Here is an 18843-nt window from a genome sequence, read left to right on the forward strand (position 1 = left end):
GACAGATTCAGAAAGAATCAGTTTTGTTACTTCTGGTTTTTATCAATACCGACTGCTTTGGATTTTCTTGCCGCAACGGCGCGTTTAGTTGGTGATTGAGGGGTGTCCAATGTTGCCGTCAACTGGCGTGCTAATTCGATGACCCGCTCTGGGTCTGCACCCAGGGTGCCCATCAAAAACTCAATGATTTCCGAGCGTGGGTTAGCCAGCGTAGGCTCAATCATCATGACGGCTGCCGAAACGGCCAACGCTTGTTCGCGGCTGGGTTGATCCGGCAGCAACTGCTCCAGCGCGTTGAGCGCTTCAATCGGGGCTACAGCGGTCAAGCGGGCTTGTTCCTTGAGCAGTTTCACCCAGTTGACTTGTCCCAGACCACCAGTCGATGCCTCAGGTAGTTGTGCCAGCAGACGTGCCAGGCGTAGGCTACGCCTCTCAAAGGCTCCAATCGACACCATGCCCGCCAGCACAATACGGCATACACCTTCAGCAAATCCTCCCTCAGTAATGTGCTGCAAGGCTTGCGCACGCTGTGTTTCCAGTTCGCCCAAAGCCCAGGCGTGGGCCACTTCGGCATCCGATGTGGCTGGTTTGAAAATAACTCCCAAGCCTTTGGGGCCGTAGACCAGGCGCGTCCAGGCTACTACATCTGCATCACGCTTGTCGCGAAATTGATTAAGCACCTCATTGATTTTTGTGGATATCTTTTTCTCAAGCATGCGTAGCGGGTGATCGTCCGGCACCTGTACACGTTGTGTTCGGGCCTGTTGGGCCAAGTTGCGGATCAATGGTGCTTGGGGTAATTGGTCAGACAGCATCTGGCGTTGCAAGCGTAGTGTGTGCAGCTTGCCAATGGCATCAGCTATCGGGCGTTGCACAACCAGGCTCAGCCATGGACGCATCCAGGTTTTGTACAGGCGCGCATTCATTTCCGAAACTTGGCTGATGGTTGAAAACAGGGCCTCTTCCTCTCTGCCTTCCGGGTTCAGTGCCTCAATGTCTTTGATGGTGCGGTGCTCATAATGCACGGTGTAGTCACCCGGCTCAAGTTCTTCCCAGCGTTGGTGGTCAAGGCCCGCTTTGGCGACCAGCTTCATTTCATAAAGGCCAGGCGGCAAACTCTCGATCACGTCCAGTGATGTCACCAACTGATCATGCTCCTTGCGCGCAATATCCCCGCCGACAAAGATGCCCAAGTGCCCAACACTCTCATGCAGCACATAGACAATGGTGCGGCCGTCGGCGGCAATGGCCCGTTCGTCACCCCAGGTGTCAATGATCCAGTCCAGTGCTTGTGGCGGCGGTGTGATGTTGTCACCCCAAGAAGCAAAAACCAACACCGGCGCGGTGATGTTGCGCAGGTTGATGGCTTTGCCATCCGCCATGATGCTGCCTCGTGCCAGACGGTTGCCAACGAACAGGTTTTCCACAATGCCTTCAATTTCGGCGGTCGTCATGCGGAAGAAACCACCCCACCAGCGCTCAAACTCCAGGAAGCGGCCCGACTCGGTATCCACGTGGCTCCACAGGTTGTAGTACTTGTTCCATAGTGTGTTGGCTGGGTTCAGCCGTTCAAAGTTATCCACCAGATTGGCACCGTCAAAGCGGTTGGCACCCAGGTCTGCAGTCAGGGATGCAAGCCAGGAACCACCCAAAGTGGCACCGGCATAACGCATTGGGTTAAGCTTACTGCTGCCAGCCCAATAGGAAACCGGCGCACCCATGATCATGAGGGGACCGAACAATTCGGGGCGGGTTGCGTTGAGCGCCATCATGGCCCAACCTGCCTGACAGTTGCCGATGACCACTGGTTTGGCCTGGCTTTGTGGGTGGCGTTCAATCACCTTTTCCAGAAACATTGCTTCGGCATGCATCACCGTCCACAGCGTTTGGCTGTCATGCGGCTCGGGGCGAAAAGTGACAAAGTACACCGTGTGTCCAGCGCGCATGGCGACACCCACTTCAGAGTCGAGTTTGAAGCCGCCAATGCCAGGGCCGTGTCCTGCTCGCGGGTCTACCACCACCACGGGGCGAGCCTGTGGGTTGACGGTGTAGTCGGCTGGTGGCACCAGCCGTAGCAAGGCGTAGTTGCATGGATCGTCCAGTGTGGCACCGTCCAGAATCAATTCATGCTCAAACTTCAGTAGTGGCGGGGTACCTTGGTTCAGATGTTCCAGGTAGTTATTACCACGGTCAAGCAGTGTGTCCAAAAACAAAAAAGTCCGCTGCGCAGCATCGGTAAAGTAGTCTGGAGAGGGCACAGGAATAGGGGATGGATTGAGGGTGCTGGCAATCATGATGTCGATCTGATGCAAAGTGGATTGAAGCAAGTTTGAATGATAGGGTAGGCATGCTTTGTGTGCCTGTTTCACACGTTTGAATTTGCACGCTCCTTGATCTGCAGCAAGCTTTCTCTTATTTGCGTCACTTAGAAGCCAAGTGCACTGAGATAATTTGTAGAACACTTTTGTATCGCGCAAGCGCTCTAGCACCATGGAACTTCAAAGCCTGATTGACCAACCCGGCAAGTTGCCAACCATCCCAAAAGTTGCCCAGCAACTGATTGCCAGTTTCAGTTCAGAAGATGCTTCGGTGAATGAAATCGCCAGCCAACTCACTGCTGACCCGGCCTTGAGTGCCAAGCTGCTGAGGTTGGCCAACTCCGCTTACTTTCATGTGTCACGCACCATCGGCACGGTGGAGTCGGCCTTGCAAATGCTGGGTTTTGTGATGGTGCGTAACCTGGTGCTGGGCAACAGCGTCGCTGCAGCCTTCAAAAACACCAAGGGTATCGACTTACCGCAGTTTTGGCGCTACAACCTTTACACCGCATGTGCTGCACGTTGGCTGGCGCACCGCGCAGAGGTGAATGGCGACCTGGTCTTCACCCTGGGCCTCATGCATGGTATTGGTCAATTGCAAATGCATGCGGTCATACCCCATGAGATGGCATTGCTTGACCAGCAACTCCATGTGCTGGCAGTCGGGCGTGCTGCGTTGGAAAAAAACAAGCTGGGCTTCCACCACCTTCAGGTGTCTGCCGAGTTAGCCCGTGTATGGAATTTTCCGCAGTCCTTGATTGATGCTCTGACCCATGTGGCAGAACCGCTGAGTGCAGAAGAATTCTCTGAAGCCGCAGCCTTGGTGCACCTGGGTGCTTGGCGAGCCAAGGCCGAAGTGCTTGGATTGAGTGCCGAGGAACAGCAGGCCAGTTACCCCGAGCAAGTGGCCCAACGACTGGGGCTGGATCCGGCATGGGTCAACTTTGAGGCACTGGCAGAAGCTGATCCAGACTCGCCGGCCATGCCACCGATGGCGCAGCTTACAGAAGGTCTGGAAGCCATGTTTGAGTGAGTTGACAGCCTGACAAGCCTTGGCTGTTCAGGTAACGCAGGTGCTTGACCATCGTGATTGACAAGCAGATACTGACCGTGATCGGACACTTGTCTGGCATGCGATGCGCAGTGACGCAGGAAGGTTCCGCTCATAGAGTTTGAATTTTTTCAACAGGGACTCCATCATGAACTCATCTCCAAAATACGTTTACGTCTTTGGCAGCCAACGCACCGAAGGTGCTGCCGACATGAAAAACCTGCTCGGGGGCAAAGGGGCCAATCTGGCTGAAATGTGTCGATTGGGCATCACCGTGCCCGCCGGTTTCACCATCAGCACCGAGGCTTGCACTGCATTCACCGAGCGCGGGCGAGCAGCGGTGTTGCAGATGATTCAGGCCGAGGTATTGCAGGGCGTGGCCTTTGTCGAGGCCGAGATGGGCAAGTCCTTTGGCAACGCCAGTGACCCGCTGCTGCTGTCGGTGCGCTCCGGGGCGCGGGCCTCCATGCCCGGCATGATGGACACCATTTTGAACCTGGGTTTGAACGACGAAGCGGTGCAAGGCCTGGCCCAAAAGTCCAACAACGAGCGTTTTGCCTGGGACTCTTACCGCCGCTTTGTCCAGATGTACGGCGACGTGGTGATGGGGCTCAAACCCCTGTCCAAAGAAGAGCATGACCCGTTTGAGATCATCATCGAAACCCTCAAGGAAAAAAGAGGGGTCAAGCTCGACACCGAGCTGGACGCGGCTGACCTGAAAGAACTGGTGCAGCGCTTTAAGGCCCTGATTCGCGCCCGGCTGGGCTGTGATTTTCCGACCGACCCGTGGGAGCAACTCTGGGGCGCGGTGTGGGCGGTGTTTGAGAGCTGGAACAACGAACGCGCCTGTGTCTACCGTGAGCTCAATGACATTCCGGCCTCTTGGGGCACTGCCGTCAACGTGCAGGCCATGGTGTTTGGCAACCTGGGCAACAGCAGCGCCACCGGCGTGGCCTTCTCGCGGGATGCCGGCACCGGTGAAGACCTGTTCAACGGCGAATTTTTGGTCAACGCCCAGGGTGAAGACGTGGTCGCTGGCATCCGCACGCCGCAGCAGGTATCACTGGTCGGTTCACGCCGCTGGGCTGAACTGGCGCTGATCAGTGAGGCCGAGCGTGCCAGCCAGTACCCCTCACTGGAAGAACTGATGCCGCCGATCTACCAGCAGCTCCTGAAATTTGAGACCCTGCTGGAAAACCATTTCAGGGACATGCAAGACATCGAGTTCACCATCCAGGAAGGCAAGCTGTGGATGCTGCAAACCCGCAACGGCAAACGCACTGGCGCGGCCATGGTGCGTATTGCCATGGAGATGCTCAAGCAAGGCATGATCGACGAAAAAACCGCGCTGCAACGCGTCGCCCCGGATCGGCTCAACGAGCTGCTGCACCCCATTTTTGACCCCAAAGCCATCAAAGCCGCCACCTTAATTGCCCGCGGTCTGCCCGCCTCGCCCGGTGCTGCTACAGGGCAAATCGTGTTTTTTGCCGACGAGGCTGAAACCTGGGCCAAAGCCGGTAAAGCGGTCATTCTGGTGCGCCAGGAAACCTCACCCGAAGACCTGCGCGGCATGAGTGTGGCCAAGGGCATTCTCACTGCCCGTGGTGGCATGACCTCGCACGCGGCGGTGGTGGCGCGCGGCATGGGCAAATGCTGCGTGTCAGGCGCTGGCGCGGTCCATGTTGACCTGAAAGCCCACGCCATGACGGTGGGCGACATGGTCTACAACGAAGGCGATTGGATTTCGCTCAACGGTTCCACCGGTGAGGTGCTTGAAGGCAAAGTGGCCACCAAAGATGCCGAACTCAGTGGCGACTTTGGTGATCTGATGGCGCTGGCCGACAAGTACAAACGCCTGGAGGTTCGTGCCAATGCCGACAGCCCGGCCGATGCCCTGGTGGCCCACAACTTTGGCGCTCATGGCATTGGCCTGTGCCGTACCGAGCACATGTTCTTTGAAGGTGAGCGCATTCTGGCGGTGCGTGAAATGATTCTGGCCGACAACGAAGCCGAACGGCGCAAAGCCCTGGCCAAGCTGCTGCCGATGCAGCGCGACGACTTTGAAGGCCTGTTCCGCGAAATGCACGACCTGCCGGTCACCATCCGCTTGCTCGACCCGCCGCTGCACGAATTCCTGCCGCAAGACGATGCCAACCAGCGCGTCATGGCCGCCGAAATGCATGTGCCGCTGGGCAAGATCAAGATGCGGGTCGAAGAGCTGCACGAGTTCAACCCCATGATGGGCCATCGCGGCTGCCGCCTGGGCATCAGCTACCCCGAAATCACCGAAATGCAAACTCGCGCGGTGATCGAGGCCGCCCTCAACGTGCGTGCCCTGGGCGTGCATGTCAAGGCCGAAATCATGGTGCCGCTGGTCGGCACGGTGCGAGAGTTCAACGCCCAGGCCGAAGTCATCCGCCGCACCGCAGCCACCGTGTTTGCCGAGCGCGGCGAGACGCTGGACTACATGCTCGGCACCATGATCGAAACCCCACGCGCCGCCCTGATTGCCGACAGCATTGGCAAGCAGGCCGAATTCTTCTCCTTTGGTACCAACGACTTGACCCAGATGACGCTCGGTTTCTCGCGCGACGACGCGGGCAAATTCCTGCCCGACTACCTCAAACGTGGCATCTACGAGCACGACCCGTTCCGCTCCATCGACCAGAAAGGTGTCGGCCTGCTGGTGCAAATGGCGGTGGAAAAAGGCCGCAGCGTGCGCCCCGGCATCGAGGTTGGTGTGTGTGGCGAACACGGTGGTGACCCGGCCTCGGTGGCCTTCTTCCACCGGGTCGGCCTGGACTATGTGAGCTGCTCACCCTACCGCGTGCCGATTGCCCGGCTGGCGGCTGCGCAGGCCGCCATTGCGGGTTGAGAGTTGCTGGCGCTGGAGCAAAAACTGAGCTCTGGAACAGGTGTTTCTACTGCAGCAAAAGGCTGAAACCGGAAATTGGATTGTGCGAATTGAGCACCTGATTCCGGTCACTCGGTCCGTCTTTAGCTGTATTTGTAAAGCGCCTGCATGCTGGAGCAAATTGGCGCTGGGGGGATTTTACCGAAAGTGTCCGCTGGGATGGACTGGATGTTGTTGTAGAACGTGTCCGAGTTGGTGATGGTGACGGCGATTGGTCGCAGCTTAATGGCCGACCATGAGACTATGCTTGCAGACTATTGGGTACGATGAAGTCTGCGGTGCTTTTAATATCGAAATCACAAAATCAGGGAGAAGGTCAATGACTTTGCTTAAAAGACTACTGTTTCTGGCTATCGGAACTCTTGCGGGGTGTGCTGCCACAGTAAAACCGTTGACCACGCCTGATGGGAGGCAAGGTTTTTTGGTTGAATGTGATGGTTCTGCCGACAACTGGTCCACATGCTACGAGGCATCTGCTATTGCATGCAATGGAAAATACAGCGTCATAGATCGCAATGAGAGCAGCACACCTACAGCAACAGGGCCGCTAGTTCGACGCAATCTTATTGTTGAGTGCAAGAGGTAATATTTTTGGTAAGTAATTTACTTCGCTTAAATGCAAAAATATATGCGCATCCAAGATATCAGGAAAACCATCTAAATTATGCAACAACCATTCGAGTTCTATCTATCAAATACATCGCATGGCGGTGATCGACTCGACACGTCACCTCAACTTATTTGCATGGCCTGGAAAGATGGGGAAGACGTTGTTCGCATAAAGGAGTTCACACTAAAAGATCTCGATAATGCAATTGCTGAAAACAACCTTGATGTCGACTATTGCAAAGTATTGCGTGAAGCCAAAGATCTTTTGGTTAAACACACCGACCAGGGCAGTTCAAGCTAGGCTTGCTGCTATTTAGAAAAATAGCTGGGTTAAACACAAAATCAGAACTCAGCTTTCGTGATGCGTGATGTTCTTAAATTACCGTTTTTCACCCTATAAAGAGTGATCGAGTAGCCGTTGGCACCATCCGAATTCACCTCAAAATTGAATGTTGAAGTTGCTTTTGAGTAAGCTGTGTCATTTCCAAAATAGTTATCGTAGCCATACCACCTCAGGCCAGATGCATATTTCACAACATAACGCCCAGGAGGAACTTCGGTGGATAGTGGCTTGCCCCCCTCAACAAATATTCCAAGCACATGGAAGCCTGTTGCTGCATCAATAAGTTTGACGTAATAATTTGACCCCGCTGAGGTATTGATCTCGAATGGCACAGCACCGACTTGAGGTGATCCATACCAATGCACGCTCCCATGCGACGGAGTTGTTAAAACGGGAGGTGTGTCGGAAAAGTCTTCTGCACTCAAGCTTGAAGATGAATTTGGAGAGACTTGTGCGGATTGAGTTAGTTGAGAGGTTTGGGCAGGTGGTGCAATGGCTGGGCTGCTTGTAGGTTTGTCCTTAATGGATGGATAGAGGTCGTAGCAAGCGCCGTACGAAAATCGATTGCTTGTATGCACAGCGCATTCTTCAGCACTCCCATATCCGAAGATGCGACTGTAAACTGGTGGGCTAAGTATGACGGCCGCAACAATCGCTCCTATCAATAGTGCCAACAAAATGTATCGCTGCCTAGCTTCGCCACGTTTTATTAGTGCCATGCTATTGACAATTCGTTGGTCTACCTCTGCAATTAGTAAGTCCTCGTAGCGTTCAAAAAACTCTTTAAATGTCAAATCGCCGTCATCGAATTCTTTTAGAATTTTTTGTCTTTTAAGCAAAGTCATTGACCTTCTCCCTGATTTTGTGATTTCGATATTAAAAGCACCGCAGACTTCATCGTACCCAATAGTCTGCAAGCATAGTCTCATGGTCGGCCATTAAGCTGCGACCAATCGCCGTCACCATCACCAACTTGGGGACGTTCTACAACAACATCCAGTCCATCCCAGCGGACACTTTCGGTAAAATCCCCCCAGCGCCAATTTGCTCCAGCATGCAGGCGCTTTACAAATACAGCTAAAGACGGACCAATGTCGAGAACTTCGGTTCCACTGCAATTTCACATCCCATAAGCTGCCTGTCATAAGCACCCGCTAACGCTGCATTGCGGATCTAGGCCGCATTCCAAAACGGTTTTACAGTTTTGGCTGTGCGCGCATTGCGCCACGGCCACTGCTTCGTTGAAGTTGACGAAGCCATACACCTTTCATTTTTACATGCCATTTAAGCCTGTAGCGCTTATAGAATAAGCGCAAGCAGCTATAAAAATAGTATTTTTCAAGCAGGCTGACACCTGCCGTTCAATTCAGCTTCATGCCCGCCACCAGTTGTGTCACGTTGTGGCGCATCATCAGCAGGTAGCTTGAGCCAGGCTCGTTGGGGCCTGAGAGGGCATCCACATACAGCTTGGGGCCGAGCGTGACACCGGTGTCACGGGTGATTTGCGCCAGCAGTTTGCTGTTGCTCATGTTTTCCACAAACACCGCTTTGATCTTGTCGCGCTTGATCTGGCGGATCAATTGGGCCACTTCTTTGGCGCTGGGTTCGGTATCTTCATTGATGCCTTGCGGGGCCAAGAACTTGATTTGGTAACGTGCCGCAAAGTAGCCAAAGGCATCGTGCGAGGTGATCACTTGGCGCTTGGCCACAGGGATCATGGCCAGTTGGTCTTTGGCAAATTGATCCAGAATCATCAGTTTCTTGATGTAAAAATCACTATTTTTTTGATAGCTGCTAGCGCCTGATGGATCTGCATCAGAGAGTGATTTGGCTATATTTTTCACATAGGTGATGACGTTGCTGGGGTCTTGCCAGGCGTGCGGGTCGGTTTCAGCATGACCATGTGTATGGCCGGGTTCAGGGGGCATGCTGCGGGGTTGGATGCCTTGGGTGGCCATCAGGGTCAGGCCTTTGTAGTTGGCGGATTGGGCCAGTTTGGGTGCCCAGGGCTCAAAGTTCAGGCCATTGATAACAAACAGTTTTGCCGCCAGAATGGCTTTGGCATCGGCGGGTTTGGGCTCGAAGGCGTGGGCATCTTCGTTGGGGCCGACCAGGGTGGTCACTTGAACCCGATCACCCCCCACCACTTTGACCAGGTCACCCAGAATGCTGAACGAGGCCACGACCGGCAGCGGCTCGGCCGCCCAGGCGGGAAGCAGGCAGCTGGCAGCCAGTGTCGAGAGGGCAAAATGGGTGAGTGTGCGGCGTTTCATGCATGTCTTTCGGTTGGTGGTGAGGGTAGAGAAAACATCTGGTGATGCCTGTGTTGTAAGCGCGTCTGAGCATCGGGGCGGTTTCAGCCCACCCGGTGCGGGCGTTTGAGCATCTGTGGCAGCCAACCGCCAGGTGACACCAGCAAGGAGAGCAGGTACAACACCCCGGCGCAGCCAATGATGGTCGGGCCGCTGGGGGTGTCCAGGTGGTAAGACAGCAGCAACCCGGCCACGCCGGCCAGCGCAGCTTGTGCACTGGCGTTGAGGAGTTGGGCGCTCAAGGATTCATGCCATAGCCGGGCCGATACGGCGGGCAACATCATCAGCCCGACTGCCATCAGCGTGCCCAGGGTCTGAAAACCCGCCACCAGATTAACCACCACCAGCATCAGAAAAACTTGCTGCCAAAACCAGCCACGCCGGCCCCAGCCGCGCACGGCCGATGCGGCCAGAAACACCGGGTCAAAGGTCTCCAGCACCAGTCCACGGTACAAGGCGGCCAGAGCCATCACGCTGACGCTGGCCACACCGGCCACCAGCAGCAAGCCTTGTGCATCCACGCCCAAGGCGCTGCCAAACAGAATGTGCAGCAAGTCCAGCTGGCTACCCTGGCGCGAAATGAGCGTGACCCCCACCGCCAGTGCCAACAGGTACATGGCGGCCAGGCTGGCATCTTCTTTCAGCGATGTGGCGCGGCTGACCACGCCTGCAATGGCCGCCACCAGCAGGCCAGCGGTCACACCACCCAGCGCCATGGCTGGCAGCGACAAGCCAAACAGCATGAACCCCACCGCCACGCCGGGCAGCACCGCATGGCTCAGGGCATCCCCCAGCAAACTCATGCGTCGCAGCGTCAGGAACACGCCCAATGGCGCAGCGCTCATGGCCAATGCCAGTGTGGCCACCAGCGCCCGGCGCATGAAGGCAAATTCGGCAAACGGGCCTATCAGCGTATTCCACAAATCCGTCATGCCGCCACCTCATCGGCATGGCAGATGTCGGCGTTGTCGTCCCAGGCTTCGGCCAGGGCGCGGGCGCGTTGCAGGTTGGGCTCGGTCAACACCAGCTCAGTGGGGCCCCAGGCCACCAGTTCACGGGCCAGCAGCACGGTGTGGTCAAAGTGCGCGCGCACTTGGGCATCGTCATGCAGCACGGCAATCACGGTGCGGCCTTCGGTTTGCCATTGGTGGATCAAGTCCAGCAAGGCGGCCGTGGTGCGGGAGTCCATGGCGTTAAAGGGTTCGTCCAGCAAGATCAGCTCGGCATCCTGCATCAGCAACCGGGCAAACAGCACGCGCTGAAACTGCCCGCTGGAGAGGGACCCGACCGCACGGTGCTCAAATCCCTCCAGCCCCACGGTGCGTATGGCTGCGGTAGCACGCGCCAGCATGGTCGCGCTGACAGCACCAAAAGCACCTGTGCTGCTCCAGCAGCCCAGAAGCACGCAGTCGCACACTTGAAGGGGAAAGCTGCGGTCAATTTCGGTGACTTGTGGCAGGTAGGCGATGCGTTCGCGGGTGGTGTTGGTGCGCACTTGTCCACCCGACGGTTGGAGCAAGCCCATGATACTTTTTAGCAGGGTGCTTTTGCCCGAGCCGTTGGGGCCAATCACGGCGGTCAGGGCACCATCGACAAACTGCCCGTTGATGTGGTGCAGGGCGGGGTGCTGGCGGTAGCTCACCGTCAGGTTGTCAATAGTTACCACAGGGGTGCTCCTTCATTGGCCCACCAGACGGCCAGCCACAACACCAGCACCAGCGGCAACACGGCCAGCACACGTAACCAGGCTGGCCAGGCCAATACGCTGCGGGGTAAAGGTGCTGGCCTGGCATGGCTGTGCGACGCGGCATGTGTGTGCGTGGGGGGGTGTAGGGGCATGGGGAGTGCTTCAAAAAAATAGCGAAATTGCCGTCATAATGCAATTGAGTTGCGGTAAAGTTTATCGCAACTTGGTTGCATTAATATTTGGCCCGAAAAATTTTGTTCACCCACTGCCGTTATGCCAGCTCTTTCGCCTCCACTTGCCTCCGATCCCATTGACGCTTTGTTGTCCGCCCATGGTTTGCGCCGCACAGGGGCGGCGAGGCGTGTGTTGGGCTGGTTGCTGGCACACCCCGACACCAGCTACACCCATGCCCAGCTGCAAACCGCATTACAAGCCGATGATCCTGCCCGTGCGCAAGGGGAGGGTGCTGTGGCGCTGGATCGGGTCACGCTTTACCGTCTGATTGACCGCTTGACGCAAGTGGGCTTGTTGCTGTGCCGGGTGGATGCCAAGCGGGTGCGGCGCTACCAGGCCATGCCAGCCAGTGTGCATGCCTTGCCGCATTTTGAATGCCAAAGCTGCCACCGGGACAGCCCCTTAACCGGTACCTTGCAAGGTAATGCACTGGATCTGGAAGTGGCCGCCCAAAGTGCGTTACAAGCCCTGAAAGCGCTCGGCTACCAGGGCTTGAGCCTGGATCTGGCGGTGCGCGGGGTGTGTGCCGATTGCGCCACGGCCGCCCAGACCCCCTCCCTGACACCAACCGCCGCTGGTTCAGGAGCGTCCTCATGATCAGCTCCTATGGTTTGACCTACCGCTATCCCGCTGGGGTCGAGCTGAGGTTTCCCGATGTGGCGGTGCCACAAGGCACGGTGCTGTTGCTCAGTGGCCCCTCAGGCTGTGGCAAATCGACCTGGCTGGCGCTGGTGGCGGGCTTGGTGCGCCCCACGGCTGGGCAGTTGACGGTGGCCGGGCAAGCTCTAAACGCTCTTGATTCTGTAGCTGCTGACGCATGGCGGGCGGGCGCTATTGGCTTTTTGCCTCAAAAATTGCATTTGAGTGCGGCATTAAGCGTGACACAAAACCTGGCGCTGGCGCAGTGGGCCAGTGGTCAGGCTGAAGACCCGGTGGCCATCCGCACAGCACTGGCCGCACTGGGGGTGGCCGAGCTGGCCCAGCGCAAACCGGCGCAGCTCTCGGGCGGGCAGGCGCAACGGGTGGCTTTGGCGCGTGCTGTGCTGCTCAAACCCCGGGTGATTCTGGCCGACGAGCCCACCGCCAGTCTGGACGATGAAGCCGCGTTGGACGCGGTGCACCTGCTGTTGAGCACGGCGCAGGCGCAGCAGGCCACGCTGGTGATTGCCACCCACGATGCCCGTGTGGCAGCACTGCTTGCACCGGTGCTTCCCGAGTCAAACCGCTTGTACCACCTGCAGTTGCAGCGCCCAGGCAGCACACCGGAGCGTGCGCAATGTTAGGCATAAAAATGACTTCTAGCCCTTGTTTGATAAGCGCAAGTAGCTCTCAAATTTGTAACGAATGGCCATCTGCATGAAAACCCTGTCCTTGGCCTGGTCTTACCTGTGGTCACGCCCTCTGGGAGCTGTGCTGAACCTGCTGTTGCTCAGCCTGGGGCTGGCTTCCATCACCTTTTTGCTGCTGGTGTCGGAGCAGCTCAGTAAAGCCTTTGAGCGCGACCTGCAAGGCATTGACGTGGTGGTAGGGGCCAAGGGCAGCCCGATGCAACTGATTTTGTCGGGCGTGTTTCACATTGACGTGCCACCGGGCAACGTGCCCCTGAAGGCGGTGCAAGAACTCACTAAGCACCCGATGGTGGCGCAGGTGATTCCGATCAGCCTGGGCGACAGCCTGCACAGCTTTCGCATTGTCGGCACCTCCACCGACTACATCACGCATTACCAGGCCCAGTTGGCGCAGGGGCAACTCTGGACGCAGCCGATGCAGGTGGTGCTGGGCGCTACCGCTGCACGCAAGCTGGGGTTAACCATGGGGAATACCTTTGTCGGCACCCATGGCCTGGGCGAAGGCGGGCATGCGCATGGCGATAGCGTGTACACCGTGGTGGGCATTCTTGCGCCCAGCGGCAGTGTGCTGGATCGGCTGATCCTGACCGACACCGCCTCGGTGTGGAAGGTGCATGAAGACTACACCGCCGTGGATGACGAAGACCGCCAGATCATGATCGAAGAGCGCGAGGTCACCATGGCCCTGGTGCGCTACAAGTCACCGTTGGCGGCGGTGAGTTTCCCGCGTTACATCAACACCAGCACCGAGATGCAGGCGGCCGCCCCGGCGCTGGAGATCACCCGCTTGTTGAGCATGCTGGGCCTGGGCACGGATGTGCTGCGGGCCTTTGCCGGGGTGCTGCTGCTGACCGCCGGCTTGAGTGTTTTTATTGCCTTGTGGAGCGCGGTGCGCGAGCGCCGGGGTGATCTGGCGCTGCTGCGTATGCTGGGCGCACCGCCGCGCAAAGTGGCGGCCTTGCTGCTGCTGGAAGCGCTCTGGCTGGGCCTGCTGGCCGCCATTTTGGGCGTGCTGGCCGGGCAGGGCATGACCGCTGCGCTGGCCTGGCTGCTACAACTGGACAACTCGTTGCTGATCGGCGGCATGGCCTGGCCGAGCGGCTTGTGGTTGGTGCCCGCAGTGGCACTGGGGGTGTCGCTGGTGGCGGCGATTTTGCCGGCGCTGGGGGCGTATCGGGTCAGTGTTCTGGAACTTTTACAAGGCAAGTGATTTATGAAAAATTGGCATCTAGCGCTTATGGGACTTGCGGCAACAGCTATTTTTACAATAGCAAATGGGGCTGAGCTGGATCAGGCCACCAAAGAAGACATCACCCGCCACCGGGCCATGGCGCAAGCCCATGAAAACGCCGCCAAGTGCCTGGAGTCGGGCAAATCGGATGCGGTGTGTGAAAAGCAGTTGCAGGTGGAGTGCAAAGGGCTGGGCATTGGCAAATTTTGCGGCATGAAGCATGTGCATTGAGCCGGGCCAAGCCTGGAATGGATAATGTCATTCAGTATTGACTGATTGATTTAACCAACCACGCCCCATGAGTAAAACCCCCTCACACCTGGCTTTTTTGCCGGAGGTCAAGGCCCGCCTTGACCAGCATCCGCTGTACGCCGCCGTGCGTACTCTTGATGACTTGCGCTGTTTCATGGCGCACCATGTCTACCCGGTGTGGGACTTCATGTCACTGCTCAAGCATCTGCAAGGGGCGATTGCCCCGGTGTCGGTGCCATGGCAGCCGACCGGTGATGCGGCCAGCACGGCAGCCCAGCGCCTGATCAATGAAATTGTGCTGGGTGAGGAGACCGACGAAGGCCTGCCCGACAAAGGCGGGCATCCCACCTTTGTCAGCCACTTTGACCTGTACATCGGGGCCATGGAAGAGGTCGGGGCCGACACCCGGCCGGTGCGGCGTTTTCTCAAGCAAGTCAAAAAGCACGGGGTGGCCCAGGCGCTGGAGTGTGCGGATATTCCCGAGCCCTCACGCCGCTTCATGACCAGCACCTTTGACTTCATTGCCACTGGCAAAACCCATGTGATTGGGGCCGCGTTTGCGCTCGGGCGTGAGCAGGTGATTCCGGCCATGTTTCGCGCCCTGTTGGCTGATTTGGGCATCAGCAAGAAAAAGGCCCCGTTGTTCCACTACTACCTGGAGCGCCACATTTACCTTGACAGTGAGTCACACGGCCCGCTGTCCTTGAACTTGCTGCAGCATCTGTGTGGCGACAGTGCCGCCAAATGGCGCAGTGTGGAGTCGGCAGCCAAAAAGGCGGTGAATGCCCGTGTGCGCTTGTGGGATGGTGTGTACGATGAACTGAAGCACAAAAAATGACTTCAACCGGTTCGGGCAGGGGTTTGCAAAGGTGTATGAAACAGGAGCATGGATTTGAAACGTAGCACATGGATCTCTTTATTGATCAGCTGTTGGCTCCCCTTGGCGGGCCAGGCGCAGCTGAGTTCGCCCATTGCCGGTGGTGTGCCTGCGGGCACCGGCCCAGGGGTTCACAGCCCGAACAGTCCGTTTGCGCCCTTGCCGCAACGCACCGATGTGTTGCCCTGGTCGCTGCTGACGGCGGTCAAGCTGCGTGATGGCCCGAAAGGCCCGCGGCCCCGCTACACGCCAGAGCAGCAGGCCTTGAACGACAAATCGCAGCGCGTCCAGGGGTTCATGATGCCGTTGGAGCCGGGCGAGAAGCAAAAGCATTTTTTGCTCACCTCGGTACCTTTGACTTGCGCTTTTTGTACCCCCGGTGGGCCGGAGAGTATGGTGGAGGTGTATTCCCAAAATCCGGTGAAATACTCGCTGGAGCCGGTGGTGGTCGAGGGCCGGTTGATGGTGTTGGCGGATGACCCCTACGGTTTGTACTACCGTATCAAGGATGGGGTGGTGGTGAAATAAAGGGCTGAATGGCGGTAACCGCTATTTCTGACTAATTTGATATATGTCAGATATACGTGGTCGTTGATGTTGCATAGTTCAAGCTGTTTGTTACTTTGCAATTTGTATCTTTAAGGAACCGCACCATGAAAGCAATCCAAGACCTTTTTTCTACTGACTATGGCCTGATGAGTATTGTGGTTATTGCTGTGATCGTCGTTGGCTTGGGCGTGGCCTACGGTGTACTCAAATCCAAAATGGCAGAAAGCGCCAAAAGTGCAGGCAAATAACTGACATTGGTAGTATTGACCCTTTGATGAGCAAGCCATCCTTTGGGATGGCTTTTCTGGTGTTCAGGGTAAGCACGCAGATGCAAGCGTGTAATGCATAAAAATATAAAGTTCTAACGCGTTGGTTTTGCATTCACCCGTTTCACATCGCTCATGTTAAAGGTTTCCCGGCGCAGACTCTTAATCCCTCAAATCGTCCAATTGGCAGCCATCTGGCTGCTGGTTGCCGTATTGCTGGCGTTGGGTTGGAAGCATGTACTGACTCGCCTGACTGAAAGTCGGGCACAAAAAACAGAGTATGTTGAACAATACCTGAGCAATCTGGTGCGCTTGATGCAAGAAAATGCTGAGCGCACCTTCTCTCATGTGGATCAACAGCTCAAATGGGTGCGTGACCAGCACCAAGAGCATGGGGGTTCTATCGATTTGACAGGCCTGTCTGCCAAGGGCTGGTTTGATCCAGCGATGGTGCTGAAAGTCAGCCTGATCAATGCCCAAGGTGTGTTGCTGCAAAGCAGTTGGCCCCATGAACCACAGATGGATCTGTCTGACCGCGAGCATTTTCAAATCCATGCCAAAAATCAGCATGACACTTTACTGATTTCTCACCCGATCCAGTTGCGCGCAGACGGGCGCTGGGCGATTCCGGTGTCGCGTCCTATTCTCGGTACCAGCGGGCGGTTTGACGGCTTGGTTGTTGCGTTGGTCGACCCCATGTATTTTGTTCATTTTTATGATGCCATCGACATGGGGCCAGGGGGTGAGGCCACTTTGTTTGATGTTGCGGGTTGGCGCATGGTCGAACGCACACAATCAACACATGAATTCAGTGGCCATTTAGGCAGTAGAGCGATGTTGACTTGGGTGGCCGGTGGGAAAACATCTGGCAGTTTGAGTGATACCACCAAGACTGACGGCGTGCTGCGTTTCTATCACTTTCGCAAATTGCCCTCTTTCCCGCTGTTTGTGGCGCTGGGTTTTTCCGCCCACGATATATTTGTGAATGAAGATGCCGAGCGCATCAGTCGCCTGCGCCTGACGGGCATGGTGTCGGGCTTGATACTGTTGTTTACAGCCTTGGCTTCGTGGTATGTGGTTCAGCATGCGCGTGCGCAAGAGGCTATGCGTGTGGCATCCATTGCTTTTGAATCTGCCCAGGGCATGTTTATTACCAATGCCAAAGGTTGTATCTTGCGGGTGAACCGGGGGTTCACCCGTGTGACGGGATATGCATCCAGTGAGGCCATTGGCCAAATGCCGCGTATGTTGAAGTCAGGTCGACATGACCGGGCGTTTTATAAGGTGGTGTTTGAAACGGTTGTTGCCAAAGGCTCCTGGCAGGGCGAGATTTGGAACCGCCGCAAGAGTGGTGAGATTTACCCCGAGTGGCTCAACATCACCGCGGTGAATGATGTTCAAGGCCATTTAACCCACTATGTGGCCACGTTTTCAGACTTGTCACAGCGCAAGGCTGATGAAGCGCGTATTACCCAACTGGCGTTTTATGACCCGCTGACCGCGTTGCCAAACCGCCGCTTGTTGACGGATCGGATCAGCCATGCACTGGTGGATTGCCAGCATCACCACAGCTTGGGTGCGGTGCTTTTTGTCGACATGGACCGGTTCAAGAACATCAACGACACCCTGGGTCATCAGGAAGGTGACTTGTTGCTGCAGCAAGTGGCGCAGCGCCTGGGCGAGTGCGTGTGTGAAGGTGACACCGTGGCCCGATTTGGTGGTGATGATTTTGTGGTGGTGCTGATGAATTTGGGCCACTCTGACCAAGAAGCCGCTATTCGTGCCGAATTGGTGTGTGAAAAAATTCTGGCCACCTTGTCCCAACCCTATGTGTTGGTGCACAGCACGCTGTACAGCAGTGCCAGCATTGGCATTACTTTGTTCAAGGGTGTTCAGGACAACGTGGGCGATTTGTTCAAACGGGCAGAGCTGGCGATGTATCGCGCCAAAGAGGGCGGACGCAACCGCTTGCAGTTTTTTGATACCCATATGCAAGCCGCCGTAGACGAGCGAACCAACCTGGAAAATGATCTGCGCCTTGGCTTGCAAACGGATCAGCTGGTGTTGCACTACCAGCCCCAGGTGGATGCAGCAGGCAGACTCACCGGTGTGGAAGCCCTGGTGCGCTGGCAGCACCCCACGCTGGGTTTGATCAGCCCGGCGCAATTTATCCCTCTGGCCGAAGAATGTGGCCTGATCCTGCCGCTGGGGCAATGGGTGCTGCATACCGCTTGCCAGCAGTTGCGTGTGTGGGCTCGCCAACCCCATACCGCCCACCTGACCATTGCCGTCAACGTCAGTGCGCTGCAATTTGCCCAGGAGAGTTTTGTCCACGATGTGCTGGCTGTTGTGCACGAAACCGGAGCCATGGCGCAGCGCCTCAAGCTGGAGCTGACCGAGAGCCTTCTGGTAAAAGATGTGGAAGGCATGATTGCCAAAATGAAGGAGCTCAAGGCCAACGGTGTGGGATTTTCTTTGGATGACTTTGGTACCGGTTATTCATCGCTGCGCTATCTCAAACGCCTGCCGCTGGATCAGATCAAAATTGACCAGAGTTTTGTGGCTGATGCCATGACCGATGCCAAGGATGAAGCCATTGTGGCAACAACCGTGGCGCTGGGCAAAAGCCTGCACATGATGGTGATTGCCGAAGGCGTGGAAACCCAGGCGCAGCGTGATTTTCTGGATAGTCATGGTTGCCACCATTTTCAGGGCTACTTTTTTGGTCGCCCGGGGCCTGTGGCTGAATTGGCCCGATTTTGGCGTGATGAAACCCAAGCGCTCCAGACCCAGTAATTCCATTTCCAAATCATTTGTGTCCAGGCGCGAAGCCGCAGGCAGTGCAAACGCA

At 56.5% G+C, this 18843-nt stretch carries 17 protein-coding genes; 11 read left to right on the forward strand and 6 right to left on the reverse strand.

The window, feature by feature from the left end; translation table 11 throughout:
* Nucleotides 1-26: 26 nt before the first annotated feature.
* Nucleotides 27-2294 (reverse strand): DUF3141 domain-containing protein, encoded by a 2268-nt coding sequence (locus LDN84_RS07625; RefSeq protein WP_223912844.1) that lies wholly within the window; start codon nucleotides 2292-2294, stop codon nucleotides 27-29.
* 196 nt (nucleotides 2295-2490) lie between these two features.
* Between LDN84_RS07625 and LDN84_RS07630 the strand changes: the two genes are divergently transcribed.
* From LDN84_RS07630 to LDN84_RS07640, 3 genes are all read left to right on the forward strand, one after another.
* Nucleotides 2491-3351 (forward strand): HDOD domain-containing protein, encoded by an 861-nt coding sequence (locus tag LDN84_RS07630; protein ID WP_223910678.1) that lies wholly within the window; start codon nucleotides 2491-2493, stop codon nucleotides 3349-3351.
* 166 nt (nucleotides 3352-3517) lie between these two features.
* Nucleotides 3518-6244: a pyruvate, phosphate dikinase gene (gene ppdK, locus LDN84_RS07635; RefSeq protein ID WP_223910681.1), complete on the forward strand. Its 2727-nt coding sequence runs from the start codon at nucleotides 3518-3520 to the stop codon at nucleotides 6242-6244.
* Between the two features lie 703 nt (nucleotides 6245-6947).
* Complete coding sequence (locus LDN84_RS07640; RefSeq protein WP_223910684.1) at nucleotides 6948-7193, forward strand: hypothetical protein; 246 nt, start codon at nucleotides 6948-6950, stop codon at nucleotides 7191-7193.
* Nucleotides 7194-7234: 41 nt separating this feature from the next.
* Here the strand turns inward: LDN84_RS07640 and LDN84_RS07645 are convergent, their stop codons facing one another.
* The 5 genes from LDN84_RS07645 to LDN84_RS07665 form a co-directional block, all read right to left on the reverse strand.
* Complete coding sequence (locus LDN84_RS07645) at nucleotides 7235-8080, reverse strand: hypothetical protein (protein WP_223910687.1); 846 nt, start codon at nucleotides 8078-8080, stop codon at nucleotides 7235-7237.
* Nucleotides 8081-8596: 516 nt separating this feature from the next.
* Complete coding sequence (locus LDN84_RS07650; RefSeq protein WP_223910689.1) at nucleotides 8597-9508, reverse strand: metal ABC transporter substrate-binding protein; 912 nt, start codon at nucleotides 9506-9508, stop codon at nucleotides 8597-8599.
* An 83-nt stretch (nucleotides 9509-9591) separates the two neighbouring features.
* Nucleotides 9592-10479 (reverse strand): metal ABC transporter permease, encoded by an 888-nt coding sequence (locus LDN84_RS07655; protein WP_223910692.1) that lies wholly within the window; start codon nucleotides 10477-10479, stop codon nucleotides 9592-9594.
* Nucleotides 10476-11213 carry a metal ABC transporter ATP-binding protein gene (locus LDN84_RS07660; protein WP_223910695.1) on the reverse strand — a complete coding sequence of 246 codons (738 nt, stop codon included), beginning with the start codon at nucleotides 11211-11213 and terminating at the stop codon, nucleotides 10476-10478. The genes LDN84_RS07655 and LDN84_RS07660 overlap by 4 nt, the downstream gene beginning before the upstream one ends.
* Complete coding sequence (locus LDN84_RS07665; protein ID WP_223910698.1) at nucleotides 11207-11386, reverse strand: hypothetical protein; 180 nt, start codon at nucleotides 11384-11386, stop codon at nucleotides 11207-11209. Before LDN84_RS07665 ends, LDN84_RS07660 begins: the two co-directional genes overlap by 7 nt.
* A 121-nt stretch (nucleotides 11387-11507) precedes the next feature.
* Here LDN84_RS07665 and LDN84_RS07670 point away from each other — a divergent pair, with 121 nt between their 5' ends.
* The 8 genes from LDN84_RS07670 to LDN84_RS07705 all read left to right on the forward strand — a co-directional run bounded on the left by LDN84_RS07670 (nucleotide 11508) and on the right by LDN84_RS07705 (nucleotide 18788).
* Nucleotides 11508-12065 (forward strand): Fur family transcriptional regulator, encoded by a 558-nt coding sequence (locus LDN84_RS07670; RefSeq protein ID WP_223910700.1) that lies wholly within the window; start codon nucleotides 11508-11510, stop codon nucleotides 12063-12065.
* Nucleotides 12062-12751, forward strand: coding sequence for an ABC transporter ATP-binding protein (locus LDN84_RS07675; protein WP_223910703.1), 690 nt, complete (start codon nucleotides 12062-12064; stop codon nucleotides 12749-12751). Before LDN84_RS07670 ends, LDN84_RS07675 begins: the two co-directional genes overlap by 4 nt.
* Nucleotides 12752-12824: 73 nt before the next feature.
* The gene (locus LDN84_RS07680) at nucleotides 12825-14027 is read left to right on the forward strand and encodes an ABC transporter permease (RefSeq protein WP_223910707.1); all 1203 of its coding nucleotides are present in this window, start codon (nucleotides 12825-12827) and stop codon (nucleotides 14025-14027) included.
* Between the two features lie 3 nt (nucleotides 14028-14030).
* A complete protein-coding gene (locus LDN84_RS07685; protein ID WP_223910710.1) occupies nucleotides 14031-14279 on the forward strand; it encodes a hypothetical protein in 249 nt (82 codons plus the stop codon).
* A gap of 67 nt (nucleotides 14280-14346) precedes the next feature.
* Nucleotides 14347-15138 (forward strand): DUF3050 domain-containing protein, encoded by a 792-nt coding sequence (locus LDN84_RS07690; RefSeq protein ID WP_223910713.1) that lies wholly within the window; start codon nucleotides 14347-14349, stop codon nucleotides 15136-15138.
* A 48-nt stretch (nucleotides 15139-15186) separates the two neighbouring features.
* The gene (locus LDN84_RS07695; RefSeq protein WP_223910715.1) at nucleotides 15187-15705 is read left to right on the forward strand and encodes a DUF3299 domain-containing protein; all 519 of its coding nucleotides are present in this window, start codon (nucleotides 15187-15189) and stop codon (nucleotides 15703-15705) included.
* Between the two features lie 125 nt (nucleotides 15706-15830).
* Nucleotides 15831-15974, forward strand: a complete 144-nt coding sequence (locus LDN84_RS07700) for a DUF3149 domain-containing protein (RefSeq protein ID WP_223910717.1) — start codon at nucleotides 15831-15833, stop codon at nucleotides 15972-15974.
* Nucleotides 15975-16175: 201 nt separating this feature from the next.
* A complete protein-coding gene (locus LDN84_RS07705) occupies nucleotides 16176-18788 on the forward strand; it encodes a bifunctional diguanylate cyclase/phosphodiesterase (protein ID WP_223910720.1) in 2613 nt (870 codons plus the stop codon).
* Nucleotides 18789-18843 lie beyond the last annotated feature (55 nt).

Origin of the sequence: Rhodoferax lithotrophicus (assembly GCF_019973615.1) — a bacterium.
Classification (GTDB): domain Bacteria; phylum Pseudomonadota; class Gammaproteobacteria; order Burkholderiales; family Burkholderiaceae_C; genus Rhodoferax; species Rhodoferax lithotrophicus.

Bases quoted from the DNA above. Each gene is read 5' to 3' on its own strand.
- LDN84_RS07670 (WP_223910700.1), top strand. From the start codon at position 11,508: ATGCCAGCTCTTTCGCCTCCACTTGCCTCCGATCCCATTGACGCTTTG.
- LDN84_RS07645 (WP_223910687.1), bottom strand. From the start codon at position 8,080: ATGACTTTGCTTAAAAGACAAAAAATTCTAAAAGAATTCGATGACGGC.
- LDN84_RS07695 (WP_223910715.1), top strand. From the start codon at position 15,187: ATGGATTTGAAACGTAGCACATGGATCTCTTTATTGATCAGCTGTTGG.
- LDN84_RS07640 (WP_223910684.1), top strand. From the start codon at position 6,948: ATGCAACAACCATTCGAGTTCTATCTATCAAATACATCGCATGGCGGT.
- LDN84_RS07680 (WP_223910707.1), top strand. From the start codon at position 12,825: ATGAAAACCCTGTCCTTGGCCTGGTCTTACCTGTGGTCACGCCCTCTG.
- LDN84_RS07650 (WP_223910689.1), bottom strand. From the start codon at position 9,508: ATGAAACGCCGCACACTCACCCATTTTGCCCTCTCGACACTGGCTGCC.
- LDN84_RS07665 (WP_223910698.1), bottom strand. From the start codon at position 11,386: ATGCCCCTACACCCCCCCACGCACACACATGCCGCGTCGCACAGCCAT.
- ppdK (WP_223910681.1), top strand. From the start codon at position 3,518: ATGAACTCATCTCCAAAATACGTTTACGTCTTTGGCAGCCAACGCACC.
- LDN84_RS07685 (WP_223910710.1), top strand. From the start codon at position 14,031: ATGAAAAATTGGCATCTAGCGCTTATGGGACTTGCGGCAACAGCTATT.
- LDN84_RS07630 (WP_223910678.1), top strand. From the start codon at position 2,491: ATGGAACTTCAAAGCCTGATTGACCAACCCGGCAAGTTGCCAACCATC.
- LDN84_RS07625 (WP_223912844.1), bottom strand. From the start codon at position 2,294: ATGATTGCCAGCACCCTCAATCCATCCCCTATTCCTGTGCCCTCTCCA.
- LDN84_RS07675 (WP_223910703.1), top strand. From the start codon at position 12,062: ATGATCAGCTCCTATGGTTTGACCTACCGCTATCCCGCTGGGGTCGAG.
- LDN84_RS07655 (WP_223910692.1), bottom strand. From the start codon at position 10,479: ATGACGGATTTGTGGAATACGCTGATAGGCCCGTTTGCCGAATTTGCC.
- LDN84_RS07690 (WP_223910713.1), top strand. From the start codon at position 14,347: ATGAGTAAAACCCCCTCACACCTGGCTTTTTTGCCGGAGGTCAAGGCC.
- LDN84_RS07700 (WP_223910717.1), top strand. From the start codon at position 15,831: ATGAAAGCAATCCAAGACCTTTTTTCTACTGACTATGGCCTGATGAGT.